Annotated in this window: 8 protein-coding genes; 7 read left to right on the top strand and 1 reads right to left on the bottom strand. The window is 44.6% G+C overall.

Annotated elements, in window-relative coordinates; translation table 11 throughout:
- Nucleotides 1-10 precede the first annotated feature (10 nt).
- From H8744_RS06525 to H8744_RS06495, 7 genes are all read left to right on the top strand, one after another.
- Nucleotides 11-2,581, top strand: a complete 2,571-nt coding sequence (locus H8744_RS06525) for a fibronectin type III domain-containing protein (protein WP_262434071.1) — start codon at nucleotides 11-13, stop codon at nucleotides 2,579-2,581.
- A gap of 21 nt (nucleotides 2,582-2,602) precedes the next feature.
- Nucleotides 2,603-9,589, top strand: a complete 6,987-nt coding sequence (locus H8744_RS06520) for a leucine-rich repeat domain-containing protein (RefSeq protein ID WP_262434070.1) — start codon at nucleotides 2,603-2,605, stop codon at nucleotides 9,587-9,589.
- 275 nt (nucleotides 9,590-9,864) lie between these two features.
- On the top strand, nucleotides 9,865-11,904 hold the full coding sequence (gene metG / locus H8744_RS06515; RefSeq protein ID WP_262434069.1) for a methionine--tRNA ligase: 2,040 nt from the start codon (nucleotides 9,865-9,867) through the stop codon (nucleotides 11,902-11,904).
- A gap of 111 nt (nucleotides 11,905-12,015) precedes the next feature.
- Nucleotides 12,016-13,455 (top strand): O-glycosylation flippase, encoded by a 1,440-nt coding sequence (gene wzx, locus H8744_RS06510; RefSeq protein WP_262434068.1) that lies wholly within the window; start codon nucleotides 12,016-12,018, stop codon nucleotides 13,453-13,455.
- Complete coding sequence (locus tag H8744_RS06505; protein WP_262434067.1) at nucleotides 13,452-14,636, top strand: glycosyltransferase; 1,185 nt, start codon at nucleotides 13,452-13,454, stop codon at nucleotides 14,634-14,636. Before wzx ends, H8744_RS06505 begins: the two co-directional genes overlap by 4 nt.
- 99 nt (nucleotides 14,637-14,735) lie before the next feature.
- Nucleotides 14,736-15,731 carry a glycosyltransferase family 8 protein gene (locus H8744_RS06500; RefSeq protein ID WP_262434066.1) on the top strand — a complete coding sequence of 332 codons (996 nt, stop codon included), beginning with the start codon at nucleotides 14,736-14,738 and terminating at the stop codon, nucleotides 15,729-15,731.
- The gene (locus H8744_RS06495) at nucleotides 15,728-16,924 is read left to right on the top strand and encodes a glycosyltransferase family 4 protein (RefSeq protein ID WP_262434065.1); all 1,197 of its coding nucleotides are present in this window, start codon (nucleotides 15,728-15,730) and stop codon (nucleotides 16,922-16,924) included. The genes H8744_RS06500 and H8744_RS06495 overlap by 4 nt, the downstream gene beginning before the upstream one ends.
- Here the strand turns inward: H8744_RS06495 and wecB are convergent.
- Entirely contained in the window at nucleotides 16,919-18,049 is a 1,131-nt protein-coding gene (gene wecB, locus H8744_RS06490; protein ID WP_262434064.1) for a non-hydrolyzing UDP-N-acetylglucosamine 2-epimerase, read from the bottom strand. The two genes, H8744_RS06495 and wecB, sit on opposite strands and share 6 nt — an antisense overlap.
- Nucleotides 18,050-18,068: the final 19 nt, after the last annotated feature.

Genomic DNA, 18,068 nt, shown 5'->3' with positions numbered 1-18,068 from the left:
TCCAAACAATATGAAACAATTCATACGCATCACCGCACTCTTATGCTGCATTTGTCTGGCAACGGGCTGCGAGAAAGATACAGAACCTACTTGGATCGCCCCGACGATGGAAATCCAAGTGGTTATGCAAGACGACATCAGCCGTAAAACCGCCATCCTGAAAGGAAACATCGGACAGAATGAACTGGACATCACAGAATGCGGTTTCCTGTACTCCATTAACAAAACCTTGCTCGAAAGCAAGGCACTGAACGACAACGCTGTTGCAAAAGTACCAGTCAGTCAGACATCCGGTGCCGTGGAGGCACAACTGGACGAACTGACTCCGGGAACCAACTACTTCTACTGCCTCTATATCACTTGTGGCAATACGACAGTTATCAGCCCCGAAATCTTGCAATTCGCCACAGTCGCCAACAACGCACCCGAACTGGATGTCGTAGCAGTAAAGGCTAAAGATAACCAAAGCTTGACACTGACAAGCAAAGTTCTTGCTTCCGGAGCTGAAAGTGTCGATCTGCGAGGCATTTGCTATATGAAAGGCGCGGACGGTGATCCGAAACTTGGTGATAACATCGTTCCTGTACCGGAAAATGAGACTGACTTCATCGTTACCATCGGTAATCTGGAAGCCTCAACTGAATATACCGTTCGAGCCTTCGCTATGAATAATGAAGGTATTGTCGGATACGGAAAGACAATGGTAGTCAGTACGGAAAACTCTGAAAAACCGACCTTGCGCACTTACGATGAACCTACCGTTCGCGGTAACTATGCCGTAGTGACTGCCGAAGTAACCGATAAAGGAACTTCAGATGTAACGGCTCGCGGATTTTGTTGGAGTAGCACCAGTACCACACCGATGCTAGGAGCATGTGACGGGGAGGTAAATATAGCCTTGTCGGAAAGCAACGTATTTGCAGGCGAAGTTACCGGACTCAAAGAAGGGACAGTCTACCACATCCGAGCCTATGCTACCAATGAAAAGGGAACGGGTTATGGAAATACCATCACTATCAATACCACAAGCGTGTCCTTACCCGAAGTATCTATTTCGGAACCGACATTTACCACAAAAACTGCCGAACTTACCGGTGCGGTAGGAAGCAACGGAGGTGGTACGATTACCGAACGCGGATTCTGTTGGAGCGCTTCCGTACACAACCCTCAGATCGGTACGGAAGGATGCCAAAACAAGGCAGTAGAAGGAGAGGACTTCAAATATACACTGGAAGAATTGACCCCGGGTACCATCTATTATGTAACTGCATATGCCAAAAATGAAAAAGGCATAGGTTACTCCAACGTTACCGAATTCACCACGATGGAATTGACAGCACCTAAACTGGACGCTATCATTATTTCCACTCCGACCACGGATAAGGCAACCGTCAGTTGCACACTGCTCAGCAACGGTAACGGTACGGTAACCGAACGCGGATTCTGCTGGAGTACCTCCGTCCAGAACCCTCAACTGGAAGTACAAGGATGCGAAAGCATCAAGATTACAAGTACGGAATTCCTCTATGAACTGACCGGACTGAAACCTGGCACTCCTTACTATATAACAGCTTATGCCAAGAACGAAGCCGGTACGGGATATTCCACAGCCGGAAGTTTCACCACCATAGCCATTGCCGAACCAACGCTGGACATCCCGTATGTATCGGCCGTAAATACCACCTCGGCTTATGTACGGAGCAGCATTATCAATGACAATAACTCATCGGTAACTGCCAAAGGATTCTGCTATAGTAGCACCAATAACAGTCCGACCTTGGATAATGCAGACAAAGTGGTCAACGTGGAAGGCAGCGATTTCACTACCCAATTGACAAACCTCGCTCATGGAAAACTATATTATGTGCGTGCCTTTGCCACCAACGGAGTGGGTACGGGATACAGCACAGCTCAAAGTTTCACAACCACAGAAATCACTGTTCCCGGCTTATACGGCACAAACGTATCAGGTGTCACTATCAACAGTGCAGTACTCACCACTACTATCTACTCGGCAGGTAACGGCACTATCAGCCGAAAGGGCTTCTGTTGGAGTACCAATAACACCCATCCTGACATGGATACCGATACTCATAAAGATATCGAAGGCAATGTGACCAACCTAAGCCATACGCTAACCGGATTGACACCCGGGGAGACCTATTATGTACGTGCTTACGCTGTCAATGAAGCCGGAGTGACATACAACGATTATTCAGAATTCACCACCGACCCGGTTGGCAAACCTACTTTCGGAAACATCAACGTCACCGATGTAAAAATCACGACTGCCAAGGTAACTGCACGCATCAGTAGCAATGGAAATCAGGAAATCGAAGAAAAAGGTTTCTATTGGAGCAGCAGCAATCAAGAGCCAGGGCCAAACGATAGAGTGGAGAATATTACGGACAACAATGACCAGATGACCTTCAACATGAGTGGTCTAAAATCGAATACGACTTATTATGTACGTGCCTTTGCACGAAATTCACAAGGTACCAGTTTGTCGAACGTCATTTCATTTACTACGGCCATCAATCCGGTTCCGGACGACGGTGACATGGACAATCCAGATAAATAACAAACTTAAGAGAAATTCATCATGAAGAAAATTCTATTATATATATGTATGATTTGCCTATCAGGGCTGAGTGCTTATGCAGGCATACAGCAACTGCAAACCACTGATGGTAATTTTGCAGCCAACGCGCTGAAAGAGGGATCATTTCCTCTGACATTCGACCAGGAATCAACCACCACACCGTGGGTAACTGCAAACAACGGTGTAGTAACGAGCGGTAATAAAGACGCAAATTCAGAAGTTGGTTTCAGTACGACATTCAATCTCTCATTCGATGCCAACGTATCCTTCGACTGGTCGATCAACGGAGACGAACTGATCTTCTACGTGGATAATAATCGGATAACAGCTATTTCAGGCATCCAATCCAATTATACACCCTACTCATATAGCTTGAAAGCAGGCGTACATACACTGAAATGGAGCTATAAAAACGGAAATGCAGCTACCACAGGAGATGACCGCGGATATGTAAAGAACATCTATATCTCGCCTACCGCTTTCATCATGGCTGGCATAGCATATCCTGTATGCGAATCCCAACTTTATTTCGGTAACGTAGTAAAAGATGCTCCGACTACCGTCAACCTAAATGTTCGTAACATTGGTAGCGAACAATTAAGCATTACGGACGTAACGACCTCGGATGCCACTTTTGCAATAGGGAACTATGAAAAAAATATTCCGGCATTGGAAACCCGCAGCATTCCTTTCACCGTTACAGCCACGGCCGAAGGCCTTATCGAAGCTAAAGCAACAATTATCACTACAGGAGGTACACGGGAAGTCGCTTTACGTGCAAATTGTACCAATAATATCACAACTTACACTATTGCCACCCCTGGAAACCTCAGCAATATGGTAAATGAAAGTGATTATGCCACTATAACCAGCCTGAAACTCAACGGTGAAATAAATGATGTCGACATAGCCTTTATTAAACAAAATCTGACCGCAGTTAAAACATTGGACTTACTGGATGCCTCATTTGCAGATAATACCATCAACACACAGTTTCAGAATAACACATGGGTAACTTTGATTTTACCGAAAGGAACTGAAACAATTAACAACCAAGCATTCCGAAATTGTGAAAGCCTACAGAGCCTCGTGCTACCAGAGGGACTGAAGACAATAAGAGGGAATGCATTTGATAACTGCATAAAACTTCAAGACATCACTCTACCTTCCAGCCTGGAAACAATCGAAGGCGGAGCATTCAATAATTGTTCAAGCCTCCTTTCAATCACCGTGCCCGAAAAAGTCCAAAGAATAGAGAACTATACTTTCAAGGGCTGTAGCTCACTGACAAACGTGGTGATCGGAAACCGGGTCACAACTCTAGGTTCTTATGACACATTCAGCGGATGTGATAATTTAGAAACACTTGTATTAGGAGACGAATTGACCAGGGTAGGAAGCTTTTTCAGCAACAAAACTAAACTGAAACAGGTGACATTTGGCAAAAAAACAACAAGTATAGCAGCTCAGGCCTTTAGTGGATGTACCGCTTTAACTGTTATCAACTTACCCAATACATTGCAAACGATTGAAAGCAATGCATTCGCCGGCTGCACGAATTTGGAAACGATCAATATGCCCGATAGTCTTCGCACCATCGGAGACAATACTTTCAGTGGATGTGAAAAGATGAAAGACATCGCCCTTCCCGATAGCCTATACACTATAGGACAAGGAGCTTTTACCGGATGCAAAACATTAACTACGATCAACATCCCAGAAAAGGTAAAAGTCATCAATCATTATACATTCAATGGATGTACGGCTCTCGAAAATATTACGATTGGAAATGGAGTAGAAACAATAAACCATTATGATACTTTCAAAGATTGTCCTCTAAAGAAAGTCGTAATCGGTGATGGGCTAAAAGAGTTGCCATATGTGTTTGCCAACAAACCGACACTGACTGAAATAACACTAGGCAAAAGCATATCAACCTTGGGCTCGGAATGCTTCAGAGGATGCACTTCACTTACCAAAGTAACCCTTCCTGATAATCTAAGGAAAATAGACCAACACTCATTTAATGGTTGCACTAACCTGCAAACGATCAATATGCCTAATAGTTTGAGAACTATCGGTTATAATGCATTTAAGGGATGTGAACTGATGGAAGACATCGTATTACCTGACAGTCTGAATGTGATAGATCAAGGAGCATTTACCGATTGTAAAACATTGACTAAAATCAACATACCAGACAGTGTCAAAGTCGTCAATCATTATACATTCAGCGGGTGTACGGCTTTAGAAAGCATCACCATAGGAGACGGAGTAGAAACAATAAACACATATGATACATTCAAAGACTGTCCTATCAAAAAAGTTGTAATAGGAAAGGGACTAAAAGAATTGCCAAATGTATTTGCCAACAAACCGACACTGACCGATATTACACTGGGAGAAAGTATATCAGCTTTAGGTTCGGAATGCTTCAGGAAATGCACCTCACTTGCAAAAGTGACTCTTCCAAATAATTTAAGAAGAATTGAGCAATATTCATTTGAGGGTTGTACAAATCTTCAAACGATTAATATGCCCGACAGTCTGAGAAGCATTGGTAACAATGCATTCCAAGGATGCGAGCTTATGGAAGATATTACCTTACCGGATAGTCTGAATGTTATAGACCAAGGAGCATTTAACGGTTGTAAAACACTGACTAAAATCATCATTCCGGAAAGGATAAAAATTATCAACCATTATACATTCACTGGCTGTACTTCACTGGACACTTTGAAGATAGGAAAAGGTGTTGAAACAATCAGCACATACGATACGTTCAAAGATTGCAACAACCTACGCTATATAGAGTTCCAAAATAATATAACAACGATAGGAAGCTGGTTCTCGGGATTGGAGAAATTAGAAACAGTAGTCCTGAATGATAGTGTACGAGTAATTGGAGACCAAGCCTTTTCCAATTGTAAAGCATTAAAGAATATCCAGTTACCTATGAAACTAAATACAATAGGCAATAGTGCATTCCAACAATGCAATGCATTAACGACAATCAATTTCCCGGATAGTTTATCATCTATAGGAGATTTCGCTTTCCGATATACGGCTTTATCTGAAATCAAGATTCCGGATAAGGTAACAAAATTGAACACAGGAGCCTTCGCTGGGATCGAAACGCTGACAAAGGTAGAATTAGGAGACGGAGTACAATCTATCAGAACTGATTATGGCAACGGCAACGACTGGAACACATTCGGGAAATCGCCTAATATCGAAACTTTCATAATAGGCAAAGGGATGACCTACCTCGATAATAATATATTCAACAGCATGATCAACCTGAAGAATGTATCGCTAGGAGACAGCATAAGAACCATCGGAAGTGGAGCCTTCTATGGATGCAAAGCATTAACTACCCTGACACTGCCAACCAAAGTAAATACCATCCAAGACAAGGCTTTCCAGCAATGTAGCAATCTGACAACCATTAACCTACCGGACAGCCTGTCATTTATTGGAGATTTTGCTTTTCAATATACAGCGTTACCGGAAATTAAGATCCCGGATAAGGTAACGATATTGAATACAGGGGCATTTGCCGGAATAGAAACGCTGAAAAAGGTAGACTTGGGAAACGGAGTACAATCTATCAGAACTGATTATGGCAACAATAACGACTGGAATACATTCGGGAAATCACCTAATATAGCAACTTTTATAGTTGGGGAAGGAATGCAAAGCCTTGGCAACGGCCTATTCTCCGGTATGAAAAACCTATCTACCGTAGAGCTGAGCGACAGTCTGAAAGTAATCGGAAACAATACTTTCAGCGAGTGTTCGGGCATCAGAACCATAAAGCTCCCAAAGAACCTGACTACCATCGAAAATTCGGCATTCAACGGCTGTACCTCATTAAGCGAGATTACTCTGCCGGATAGTTTATCAAGTATTGGCAATTATACATTTGCAAACTCAGGTTTGCGATCGATCGTTTTACCGAAAAAGATAACGGTTATTCCTAATTATACCTTCGACAACTGTGATAGCTTGCGGACAATCACTCTCAGCAAGCAATTGGCCACCGTTGAAGATTACGCTTTTAGCAGTTGTGACAGCGTACAGCATTTGATTATTGACAATGCTAACGAAAAGATTATCGCCTTTGCAGGAAAGTTCCCGACAATACAGAAAGTCACTTTCAATGATCTTGTTACTGAAATTCCTGCCAATCTTTTCAGTGGCAAACAATACCTGAAAGAAGTAGAAATGAGCAAAAACCTGACCACTATCGGTGCTAATGCATTCTACAACACAGGCTTGGAATCTTTCACCTTGCCGGACCAAGTTAAAACCATCGGTGAAGCTTCGTTCAAAGGCAACAAGAAATTGAAAGAATTCACACTAAGCAAAAGTATGAGTGAAATTCCCTCAGAAACTTTTGCCGGCTGTGTGAAACTCGACTCTATCGGATTCCCCGCTTCCATCCGTAAAATAGGCAATAGAGCATTCGACGGTTGCGACTCATTACGGGTGATCAATATGAATCCCGAGTTAACAGAGATCGGGGCTTATGCTTTCTACAACGCAGGCGACAAGAAACTGGAACGTATCACCATACCGGCTCAGGTAAAGAGCATCGGAAGTTATGCCTTTGCAAGTTGCGACACATTGAGCAACATTACGATAGGTGCCGCTGTAGATAGCATCGCCACATACGCCTTCGAGAATTGCCGAAGTTTGAAAGCCATTACCCTTCCGGCCAATCTGCGCAAACTGGAACATGATGTATTCAATGGTACCGCAATCTCCTCTCTCGATATCCCCAATCAGGTTACAGACGTCACCGGAGTGTTCAACGGACTAAACGGCAAACTGACATCCGTCACCATCGGAAACGGAGTAAAGGCTTTGCCAGAAGCCGCATTCAACAGCTTCTCGGTATTGAAAAGCGTCAAGATGGGAACCGGTATAACTAAAGTTCCACAAAACACGTTCAATTATTGTCAAGCATTAACCGACATCACAATCGGTGCGAACGTTACCGCCTTGGATGCATATAGTTTCGGACACTGCACGGCCTTAAAGCAACTGAGCATTCCGGAGAAAGTATCTGAAATACACGAAAATGCCTTCTACGGTACTACGCTGACCAATTTGGCACTGAACATGGAAGAGATCAAGGATTATGCCTTCAACAACCGAAGCGATATAACCCAGATCACCATCGGGAAGAATGTAAAACGAATCGGTATTCAAGCTTTCGGTTCGACAAATATCAGCACCGTCGCACTGCCCGAAGGCCTGACCACGATTGCCGACAGAGCTTTCTATGGAACGAAACTCCAAAGCATCAGCATACCCGCATCCGTAGAAACAGTGGGAATGCAGGCGTTCCACAGCTGTAACGAACTGGCTCGCGTAGAAATAGGGGCAGGCTCGGTATCCATCGGCAAACAAGCGTTTGCAGCCAGTCCGAAATTAACGACAGTCGTAATGAAAGAAGGAGGGGTAAAGAACATCGCAGCAGAAGCGTTCTATGTTTGTCCGCTATTGCAAGACGTGACGTTGGCAAGCATCGATTCCATCGGTACGAGCGCCTTCTCCGATTGCCCCAAACTGGCAAGTATCCATATACCTGCCAAAAACGTAGGAGCTTATGCTTTTGCCAATTGCGAATCATTGGCAAACGTAACCTTTGCCGAAGGAATGGATTCCATTGCAGACTACGCCTTCAACAACTCCAGAAATATCGAGCAGTTGATATTCCCGAACAGTTTGCGCACCATCGGAGCATATGCTTTCACTGCCGACAACCAAGAGATCGCACTGAAAGACATCACTTTCGGAAGCGGCCTGGAGACTATCGGACAGTATGCATTCTACAGAAGCACGAAAGTCAAAGACATCGTAATCCCCGACAAAGTGAAAACGATTCGCCTCAATGCTTTCAGTAACTGCGACAACTTGCGCACAGTCAGCGTGGGTAGCGGAGTAACCACAGTCGAGCCTTTTGCCTTCAATGCCAATCCTAATTTGATGTCCATCACTTGGAAGAGCGCGACACGGATTGAGAATGATGCTTTCAACAGTTATGCGAAGAACTGTCTGATGTATGTCACAGCAAAAACGGAAGTACCGCAACAGTGGTACAATGTGATTCGTGACGGAGAAGCCGATAGCATCGACATTGCTGATAAGTATCCGTTCCATTGCTGGACACCGTTCAAAGCAAAAAAAGCAGTGTTCCGCAAAACATTCAGCCTTGAAACCGGACGCGGCAGTTCATCGAAAGGATGGGAATCTATCACGTTACCGTTCGATGTAAGCCGAGTATGGTTTGAGAACAAAGCTAGCGATCTCCTGCCGTTCGGTGCAGAAGGAAGTAGCACACGCCGCTTCTGGCTTCGCGAACTAGGAGAAAACGGCTTCCAGTCATGCCAACAGATAAAGGCACATACACCTTACATCATTGCTATGCCAAACAACAGGGAGTATGACGATCAATACAATATCGTAGGTGAAGTGCAATTCATAGCCGAAGACTATCAGATGCCCGCAACCCCGGAAACTCTGAACATAGTAGAAGGACCTAAGTTCAACTTCATACCGACTTTGACAGCCGTAGAGCAATCTCAGGAAGTCTACGCCTTGAATATCGTATCATGGAACACAGAAGAACCTGCCGGCAGCGTATTCGAACGTTACCGTCGCGATGTCGATCCTTTCGAGGCATACGTCACAGATAAACCGGAAAGTACGAACTCACCGGCTATGTTCAGTATCAGCGACAACGGTGGCGGGACAACCGACATACGTGTCATGCTGGGCGAAGCCATCGATGATGTGAAAGCATACAGCCGGAACGGTATCCTGTTCATCGAATCCGCAGACGAACGTATCGTCGAGATTTATGGAACGAACGGCATGCTACTCCGAACCGTAGAAGTGAATGAAGGCATCAACCAAGTTACCGACCTTGAAAAGGGTGTTTACTTCCTTGAAGGACAAAAGGTAGTTGTGAAGTAACAAAGTAAGCATATTTTTTAATCCGCCACCACACACCCCCATGTTTGACAATCAGACATGGGGGTGTATCATAGTGAAACATGGGCATGTCTCAGAACTTATCCCGGCATCAAGTCTATCGTAACAAGGTAATAAACAGAACTAAAGCCACCCGACAAGCCAAAGAAGCCTCCGGCAGTGCATACTTTTCAATCCCTAAAGCATACACTCTTATTTTTTAGTATTATCTTTGCACTCTCTCTGAACAGATTACAATAAAAAAGACACTATATCACATGGAAAAGAAGTTTAAAAGAACCACAGTAACCTCGGCTCTCCCTTATGCCAACGGCCCTGTCCATATCGGGCATCTTGCCGGTGTATACGTACCGGCAGATATCTACGTCCGTTACCTGAGATTGAAGAAAGAAGACGTACTCTTCATCGGAGGTTCCGATGAACACGGTGTGCCCATTACTATCCGTGCCCAAAAAGAAGGAATCACTCCCCAGGATGTAGTAGACCGTTACCACTCCCTCATCAAGAAGTCGTTCGAAGAATTCGGCATCTCTTTCGATGTATACAGCCGAACCTCTTCGAAAACTCACCATGAACTCGCCTCCGAATTCTTCAAAGAACTTTATGACAAGGGTGAATTCATCGAAAAAACTTCCGAACAGTATTATGACGAAGAGGCACACCAATTCCTTGCCGACCGTTACATCACCGGCGAATGCCCTCATTGCCACGCTGATGGAGCTTACGGAGACCAATGTGAGAAATGTGGCACATCACTCTCGCCTACCGATCTTATCAATCCCAAAAGTGCCATTAGCGGAAGCAAACCGGTAATGAAAGAGACTAAGCACTGGTATCTCCCGTTGGACAAACACGAAGCATGGCTACGCCAATGGATTTTGGAAGATCATAAGGAATGGCGGCCGAATGTATACGGACAATGTAAAAGCTGGCTCGACATGGGGCTACAACCACGTGCTGTAAGCCGCGACCTCGATTGGGGAATTCCCGTCCCGGTAGAAGGTGCCGAAGGTAAAGTGCTTTATGTATGGTTCGATGCCCCCATCGGCTACATTTCCAACACGAAAGAACTCCTCCCCGACAGTTGGGAAACTTGGTGGAAAGATCCTGAAACACGCCTTGTCCATTTCATTGGCAAGGACAACATCGTGTTCCATTGCATCGTCTTCCCCGCCATGCTGAAAGCAGAAGGCAGCTACATATTGCCGGACAACGTTCCGAGCAATGAGTTCCTGAACCTGGAAGGCGACAAAATATCCACTTCGCGCAACTGGGCTGTCTGGCTGCACGAATATCTGGAAGACTTCCCCGGCAAACAAGACGTGCTGCGTTATGTGCTGACCGCCAATGCCCCGGAAACGAAAGACAATGATTTCACCTGGAAAGATTTCCAGGCACGCAACAACAACGAGTTGGTTGCTGTATACGGCAACTTCGTAAACCGTGCAATGGTACTGACCCAGAAATACTTCGACGGCAAAGTACCGGCTGCGGGCGAACTTACGGAATATGACAAAGAAACGCTGAAAGAATTTGCCGACGTGAAAGCAGAAGTTGAAAAACTGCTGAATGCGTTCAAATTCCGGGATGCGCAGAAAGAAGCAATGAACCTGGCACGTATCGGTAACAAATACCTCGCTGATACGGAACCTTGGAAACTGGCTAAAACAGATATGGAACGGGTAGGCACGATTCTCAACATCGCACTCCAATTGGTAGCCAACCTCGCCATCGCCTTCGAACCCTTCTTGCCGTTCAGCTCCGAACGACTGCGGCAGATGCTGAACATGGAAAGCTTCGACTGGTCGGAACTGGGCCGCAATGACTTGCTCACTGCCGGGCATCCGTTGAATAAGCCGGAACTGCTGTTTGAAAAACTTGAAGACAGTGTAATAGAAGCTCAAGTTCAGAAACTTCTGGACACCAAGAAAGCCAACGAGGAGGCTAACTACAAAGCAAAACCGATCCGGGAAAACATCGAATTTGATGATTTCCTGAAACTGGATATCCGCGTAGGAACCGTCCTCGAATGCCAGAAAGTACCGAAAGCTGACAAATTGCTGCAATTCAAAATAGATGACGGACTGGAAACCCGTACCATCGTCAGCGGAATTGCCCAGCACTATCAACCGGAAGAACTAGTAGGCAAACAAGTTTGTTTCATCGCCAACCTCGCGCCACGCAAACTGAAAGGCATCGTCAGCGAAGGTATGATCCTTTCTGCCGAAAACAATGACGGCAGTTTGTCGGTGGTAATGCCACATAAAGAAGTAAAACCGGGTAGCGAAGTGAAATAAACAACCCTCAAAAACAAGAATGTATCAAAAGTGCAAGGTTTTTATTATAATCCCCCTTGCACTTTTGACACACCATCATTCAAATATAATTAATCCGGGAATGAAGAACCTATGAGCGAATCCCTGAAAGAGAAGACAGCCAGAGGATTATTCTGGGGAGGAATCAGCAACAGCCTGTATCAATTGTTAGGACTGTTCTTCGGAATCTTCCTCGCACGCTTGCTGACCCCGGATGATTACGGAATGATCGGCATGTTAACCATCTTTTCGGCAGTAGCCAACTCCATACAAGAAAGCGGATTCACCCAAGCTTTGACCAACCGGAAAGATGCCGGACAGGACGACTATAATGCCGTTTTCTGGTTCAGTCTATGCACAGGCGGAGTACTTTACCTACTATTATTCTTCTGTGCCCCGTTGATAGCAAACTTTTACCATACTCCTGCCCTTGTTCCGTTAGCACGTTTCCTCTTCTTAGGATTCCTGATCTCCAGTGCAGGAACAGCACATAACGCAATCCTTTTCAAGAACTTGATGGTAAAGGAGAAAGCAAAAGCCATGTTGACGGCTCTTACCGTTTCGGGAACCCTCGGAGTCATTATGGCCTACTACGGCATGGCGTATTGGGGGATAGCCACCCAGAACGTAGTCTATATATTTACATTCAATCTGCTCCTCTGGCACTACTCACCTTGGAGACCCACCTGGTCATTTCATTTCCAACCCATCCGGGAAATGTTGCCGTTCAGTATCAAACTACTTATCACCAACGTTTTTCATTTCGTAAACGATAACATATTCTCAGTCCTTCTGGGGCGTTTCTATACCAAACAAGAAGTCGGCTACTACACACAGGCAAACAAATGGACCAATATGGGACATACATTGATCACCGGTGTCGTAAACAGTGTTTCCCAACCGATCATGGTAGAAGCCGGAGCAAATCCCGACCGGCAGAGAAAAGTATTCCGCAAGATGTTGCGGTTCACGGCATTCATCTCTTTTCCACTCATGTTCGGGCTGGCATTGATCGCCCCCGAGTTTATAACGATTGCCATTACAGACAAGTGGTTGCCCAGTGCTGCAATCATGCAGATACTGTGTATATGGGGAGCATTCCTACCTATCAATTACATATACACTAATCAACTCATCAGTAAAGGCAAATCGAATGTTTATATGTGGAATACCATTATCCAAAACCTGGTTCAACTGTTAGTGTTATTGCTAACGGTTTCTTACGGCATATATGTGATGGCAGCCATTTATGTCACGATCAATATTTTATGGCTTTTCGTCTGGCACTATTTTGTTTGGCAACTGATTCGTATCACGCTATGGAATGTGATGAAAGACATAACCCCCTATCTGTCGATCACTGCCATCTCTCTAACAGCAGGATATTTTGCGGCAAAAGCTTTCAGTAATATCTACATATGCCTGATAAACAAAATTGTGGTAACAGCCTTGGTATACATTATAATATTATGGAGCAGCAAGTCTGTAATTTTCCACGAAAGTATTAACTTCTTATTGAAACGGAGAAAATGAACATATTGATCTTGCAAACCAAAGCCTTTCCTCATAGGTCAAACAGTTTCTATTGGTTTTATACACAACTGACCGAATGGCTGACAGCACACGGATATCCCAGCATTCTCTATTTCGCCTATCTCGATGTGGATGATTACGGTTTTGAAAACGGCCTTTTGCTACCGGATAAAGTCCCTCATTTTTATACCCAACAAAACATCGAGACACTATCGACCTACATCACAGACAAAAGGATCGATGTCATCCTTGATTATTCTCACATCATCACAGGCAGGACGCGCCTTTTCTTTCTGGAGATTAAGCGTTTGCACCCGGATCTGAGAATATTTACAATGATTCACAACTGTCCCAGCCATACTACTCAACTAAAACAGTATGAAATCTCCAGGTTAAGATTGAAAGACGTGCGTTCAGTGAAGCAATTCGTACAATGGTCGATGCCCGAAATCTATCTTCGTCTGTTAAAAAGAGAGGTCAAGAAACAGAATATTTCCGCTTACGATACGCTCGATGAAATAGTATTGCTATCTCCTTCCTATATACCGGAATTCAAAAAGCTCATAAATCGACCGGATGCGAACCGTTTATCAGCCATTCCGAATGCCATCCGTCCGGTTGAAAGCCAGATACCGATTCAAAAAAAGAATAAGGAGATTATCTTTGTAGGAAGGATAGAAAACGAGAAAGCCCTGCCAAAATTATTAAAAATCTGGGAAATGGTACAAGACAGATTACCGGACTGGAACTTAATCATCGTAGGCGATGGTTCCAAACGGGAAGAATGCCGGTCGATTATAGAAAGGAGAAAACTGAAACGTACAGAGATCAAAGAATATCAGATGGCTATCCCCCTTATCGACCAAGCCAGTATCTTATGCCTCACTTCAGTTATAGAAGGACTGCCTACTGTCTTCACGGAAGCCATGTCACTGGGTGTAGTTCCTATCGGATTTGATTCTTTCCGTGCCATCTACGATATGATTGAAGACGGGAAAAACGGTTTTATCATTCCTAACAATGACTACCGGCAGTATGCAGAAACATTGTACCGGTTAGCTTCAGACGACCGTCTGCGGCAACAAATGGCTCAACATGCATTAAGCAAGAAAGATAAATATAGCATAGAATCCATAGCCCCGCTCTGGTTGGAAACATTCAAGAAACATGGTCTGGCATGAAAATAACATAACTGATCATTTCAAATATATTTGGTCTGAAGCTATCGGACACGATTATATAGTTTGTAAATAACACATATACCATAAAAAAGAAACTTCATGAAAGAAATTCATATTGCCATAGCAGCCGATTCCAACTATCTGATCCCCGTGACGGTGGTATTGCAATCCATTTTTGATAATAGCCGCAAATCGACTATTTCATTCTATCTCCTTTACATGACCGGAACAATGGAACAGGAGAAGTTGGAATTTCTTTCAGCGTTTACCACCAAACACCGTGGCAAATTTATCCCATTGGAGATAAATCCGGATCAGTTAGCCGATTTTCCTGAGACAAGACATGGCAAAGCCACATTGCTCCGGCTTTGCCTTCCCACCGTACTCCCTGATTTGGACAAAATCTTATACCTAGACGGAGATGTTATTGTCAATGATGATCTTACCGAATTGTATTCGACCGATATAACCGGTTATTACTTAGCCGCTGCTAAAGATTCTGCCACCGCATACGACATAGGATACCAAAAAGCGATGGGCATAGAAGAAGAACATTGCTATTTCAATGCTGGAGTCACATTGCTTAACTTGAAAGAACTCCGTCAAATTCAACTTCCGGAAATAATCAGTCGGTTCGTTGAAACAAACTATCTTCTGATCGGCGCACCCGACCAAGATGCCCTCAATTATATCTGCCAAAAAGGAAAAACTTACTACATCCCTCCCAGATATAATATGAATTACAACCTCGAGAAGGACATCGCAAACAAAATCTGGGGAAAACAAGCTATAAAGGAGGCCAAGCAGAATCCGGCAATCATCCATTACATCGGCCCTATTAAGCCGTGGTCCATATTGTCCACACACCCGCAGGGCAAACTATGGTGGGCCTATCTGAGAAGAACGCCCTTTGCCGGATTCCGACCCAAAGATGCCACTTTGAAGAATCGACTCCGTAAAGTCTATCTGTCTTTAACCAAACCGATAGAAGCACAGTTCAGTTTGAAAAGCAAGCAACAGATCGGAAAGCTCATCCCTTCTGCACTGAAGAAACATATCAAAAAATCCCTCTTAAAACCACAACCCAAACAATGAAAGTACTCTTTACCTTCGGCGGTATGCCTCATTACTTGAGTGCCATGCTCGATAAATTACAAAATCAGGGAGTAGAAGTAATTGTAGTTACTCCCGAAAAAGGAAATGCAATCATCGGTAAAGGTGTAAAAATGGTAGAAGACGGCACCTATCGACGCATTGCAAGTCAGGAAAAGAAGATGTTCTACGGAAAAACGGCTTATCCGCAACTGCCGGAAATAGTACGCGAAGTGCAACCGGACCTCATCGTCCTGGGATGGCCATACTTCCTGCAACTCTACTTCCAGCCCCGGTTAAGAAGAGCCTTACGGGCATGCGGAACAAAAATCGTCATCCGGGAGATACCCTTCCAGACCCCTCCTTACGGGAAAATTAAAGAATTCTTCCGTAGACAACCCATGATCGACGAAAACATGAACGTACAAAGTACCGGTACAAGCTTCTACATCAAACAGTGGCTTACGGCTCATATCCGAAAATATTGCTACGCGAAGGTGGCGGGTACACTTAATTACTCCACAGCCGCCTACGACATCCTCCCTTCATATGGCGTAAAAAAGGAAAAGATACATGTCACTTATAACTCTACAGATACAGAAGCGTTACTCCGGGAAAAAGAGAATGTTTTGGCCGCTCCTCCCCTCCTACCCCCCAATCAGAGAAGAATCCTGCATATCGGGCGCCTAGTAAAATGGAAACGGGTAGATCTATTGATTACGGCACTTCCTGAAGTACTGGTGCAATTCCCGGATGCAGAACTAGTGATCGTAGGAGATGGCCCTGAACTGAATGCCTTGAAACAACAAGCCGAACGACTCGCGCTAAGCAAACATGTCCGTTTTGCAGGTAGCATCTATAAACCGGAGGAACTGGGCGCATACATGAACGAATCTTCCGTTTACGTACTTGCCGGCATGGGAGGACTTTCAATCAATGACGCTATGACTTACGGATTGCCTGTCATCTGCTCGGTATGCGACAGTACAGAACGCGACCTAGTCACAGACGGACGAAACGGTTTCTTCTTCAAAGAGGGAGATGCCGGCAGCTTGGCAGAAAAGATCACGACTCTCTTCGCATCTCCCGGTTTATGTGAAAAGATGGGAAAAGAGTCGAAACGTATCATTCTGGAGAAGATTAATATCAATACCGTCAGCCAAAGATACCTGCAAGCTTTTAAAGAGATTTTATGACAAGAGTGCTTCTCTGATTCTTTCGCAGGCATGTCCGTCCCCGTAAGGATTATGGGTTTCGGACATCATGCGATAAAGCTCCTTGTTACGCAATAGTTCGTCCACATTGCTGATAATGGCATTGCAATCCGTACCGACAAGTTTTACAGTCCCGGCTGTTACAGCTTCAGGACGTTCCGTAGTGTCACGCATCACCAGCACCGGTTTGCCCAACGAAGGCGCTTCCTCTTGCACACCCCCACTGTCAGTCAGCAACAACTTACTGTGCTGCATGGCATAAATAAAAGGCAGATAATCGAGCGGATCAATCAGATATACATTGCTTAAACCGGAAAGCAGTTCATATACAGGTCTCTGGACATTGGGATTGAGATGAACAGGATATACGATGTCCATCTCAGAATGTTGGAAAGCAATTTCCTTGATAGCTTTGCAAATGTGCAGAAAGCCTTCACCGAAATTTTCACGGCGATGTCCGGTGACAAGAATATATTCCCGATCGGTCACGGCATATCCCTTTCCTTTCAGAATCTCATGCAACTCCTGTTGTTTTACCGGACTCCTGCCTATGATATCGACCGCCATCAACAAAGCATCAATCACGGTGTTGCCGGTCACGAAGATTCGGCTCTTATTTATATTTTCACGGAGCAGATTCTCTTCCGATTGCCGGGTAGGGGCAAAATAGTAATGGCAAAGTCGATCGGTCACCTGCCGATTCATCTCTTCAGGCCAGGGAGAAAGCATATCATACGTACGAAGCCCAGCTTCGACATGGCCCACTTTTATCTGTTGGTAGAAAGCAGCCAGGCCGGCAGCCATAGAGGTAGTTGTATCGCCATGCACCAACACCACATCCGGAGCAAAATCCTTCAACACATCTCTCAGTCCCAATAATACTTTCGAAGTTATATCATAAAGATCCTGACCGGGAGCCATGATATTCAGATCATATTCGGGGACAATACCAAATACCTCCAGCACTTGATCCAGCATCTGACGGTGTTGAGCCGTAACACAGACCTTTGTTTCAAAATGTTCCGTATCCTGTTGCAGAACCTTCACCAAGGGAGCCATCTTGATTGCTTCAGGACGGGTTCCAAACACCAATAATACTCTCTTCACTAAATACTTCTCCCTTCGT

The organism is Jilunia laotingensis, from assembly GCF_014385165.1.
GTDB lineage: Bacteria > Bacteroidota > Bacteroidia > Bacteroidales > Bacteroidaceae > Bacteroides > Bacteroides laotingensis.
Note: the sequence above shows the minus strand (reverse complement) of the source record. Positions and strands in the feature narration are given on the sequence as shown.

Excerpts from the sequence above, each read along its gene's own strand:
- H8744_RS06505 (WP_262434067.1), top strand. The coding sequence starts at position 13,452 with ATGAACATATTGATCTTGCAAACCAAAGCCTTTCCTCATAGGTCAAAC.
- H8744_RS06525 (WP_262434071.1), top strand. The coding sequence starts at position 11 with ATGAAACAATTCATACGCATCACCGCACTCTTATGCTGCATTTGTCTG.
- H8744_RS06520 (WP_262434070.1), top strand. The coding sequence starts at position 2,603 with ATGAAGAAAATTCTATTATATATATGTATGATTTGCCTATCAGGGCTG.
- H8744_RS06495 (WP_262434065.1), top strand. The coding sequence starts at position 15,728 with ATGAAAGTACTCTTTACCTTCGGCGGTATGCCTCATTACTTGAGTGCC.
- H8744_RS06500 (WP_262434066.1), top strand. The coding sequence starts at position 14,736 with ATGAAAGAAATTCATATTGCCATAGCAGCCGATTCCAACTATCTGATC.
- metG (WP_262434069.1), top strand. The coding sequence starts at position 9,865 with ATGGAAAAGAAGTTTAAAAGAACCACAGTAACCTCGGCTCTCCCTTAT.
- wzx (WP_262434068.1), top strand. The coding sequence starts at position 12,016 with ATGAGCGAATCCCTGAAAGAGAAGACAGCCAGAGGATTATTCTGGGGA.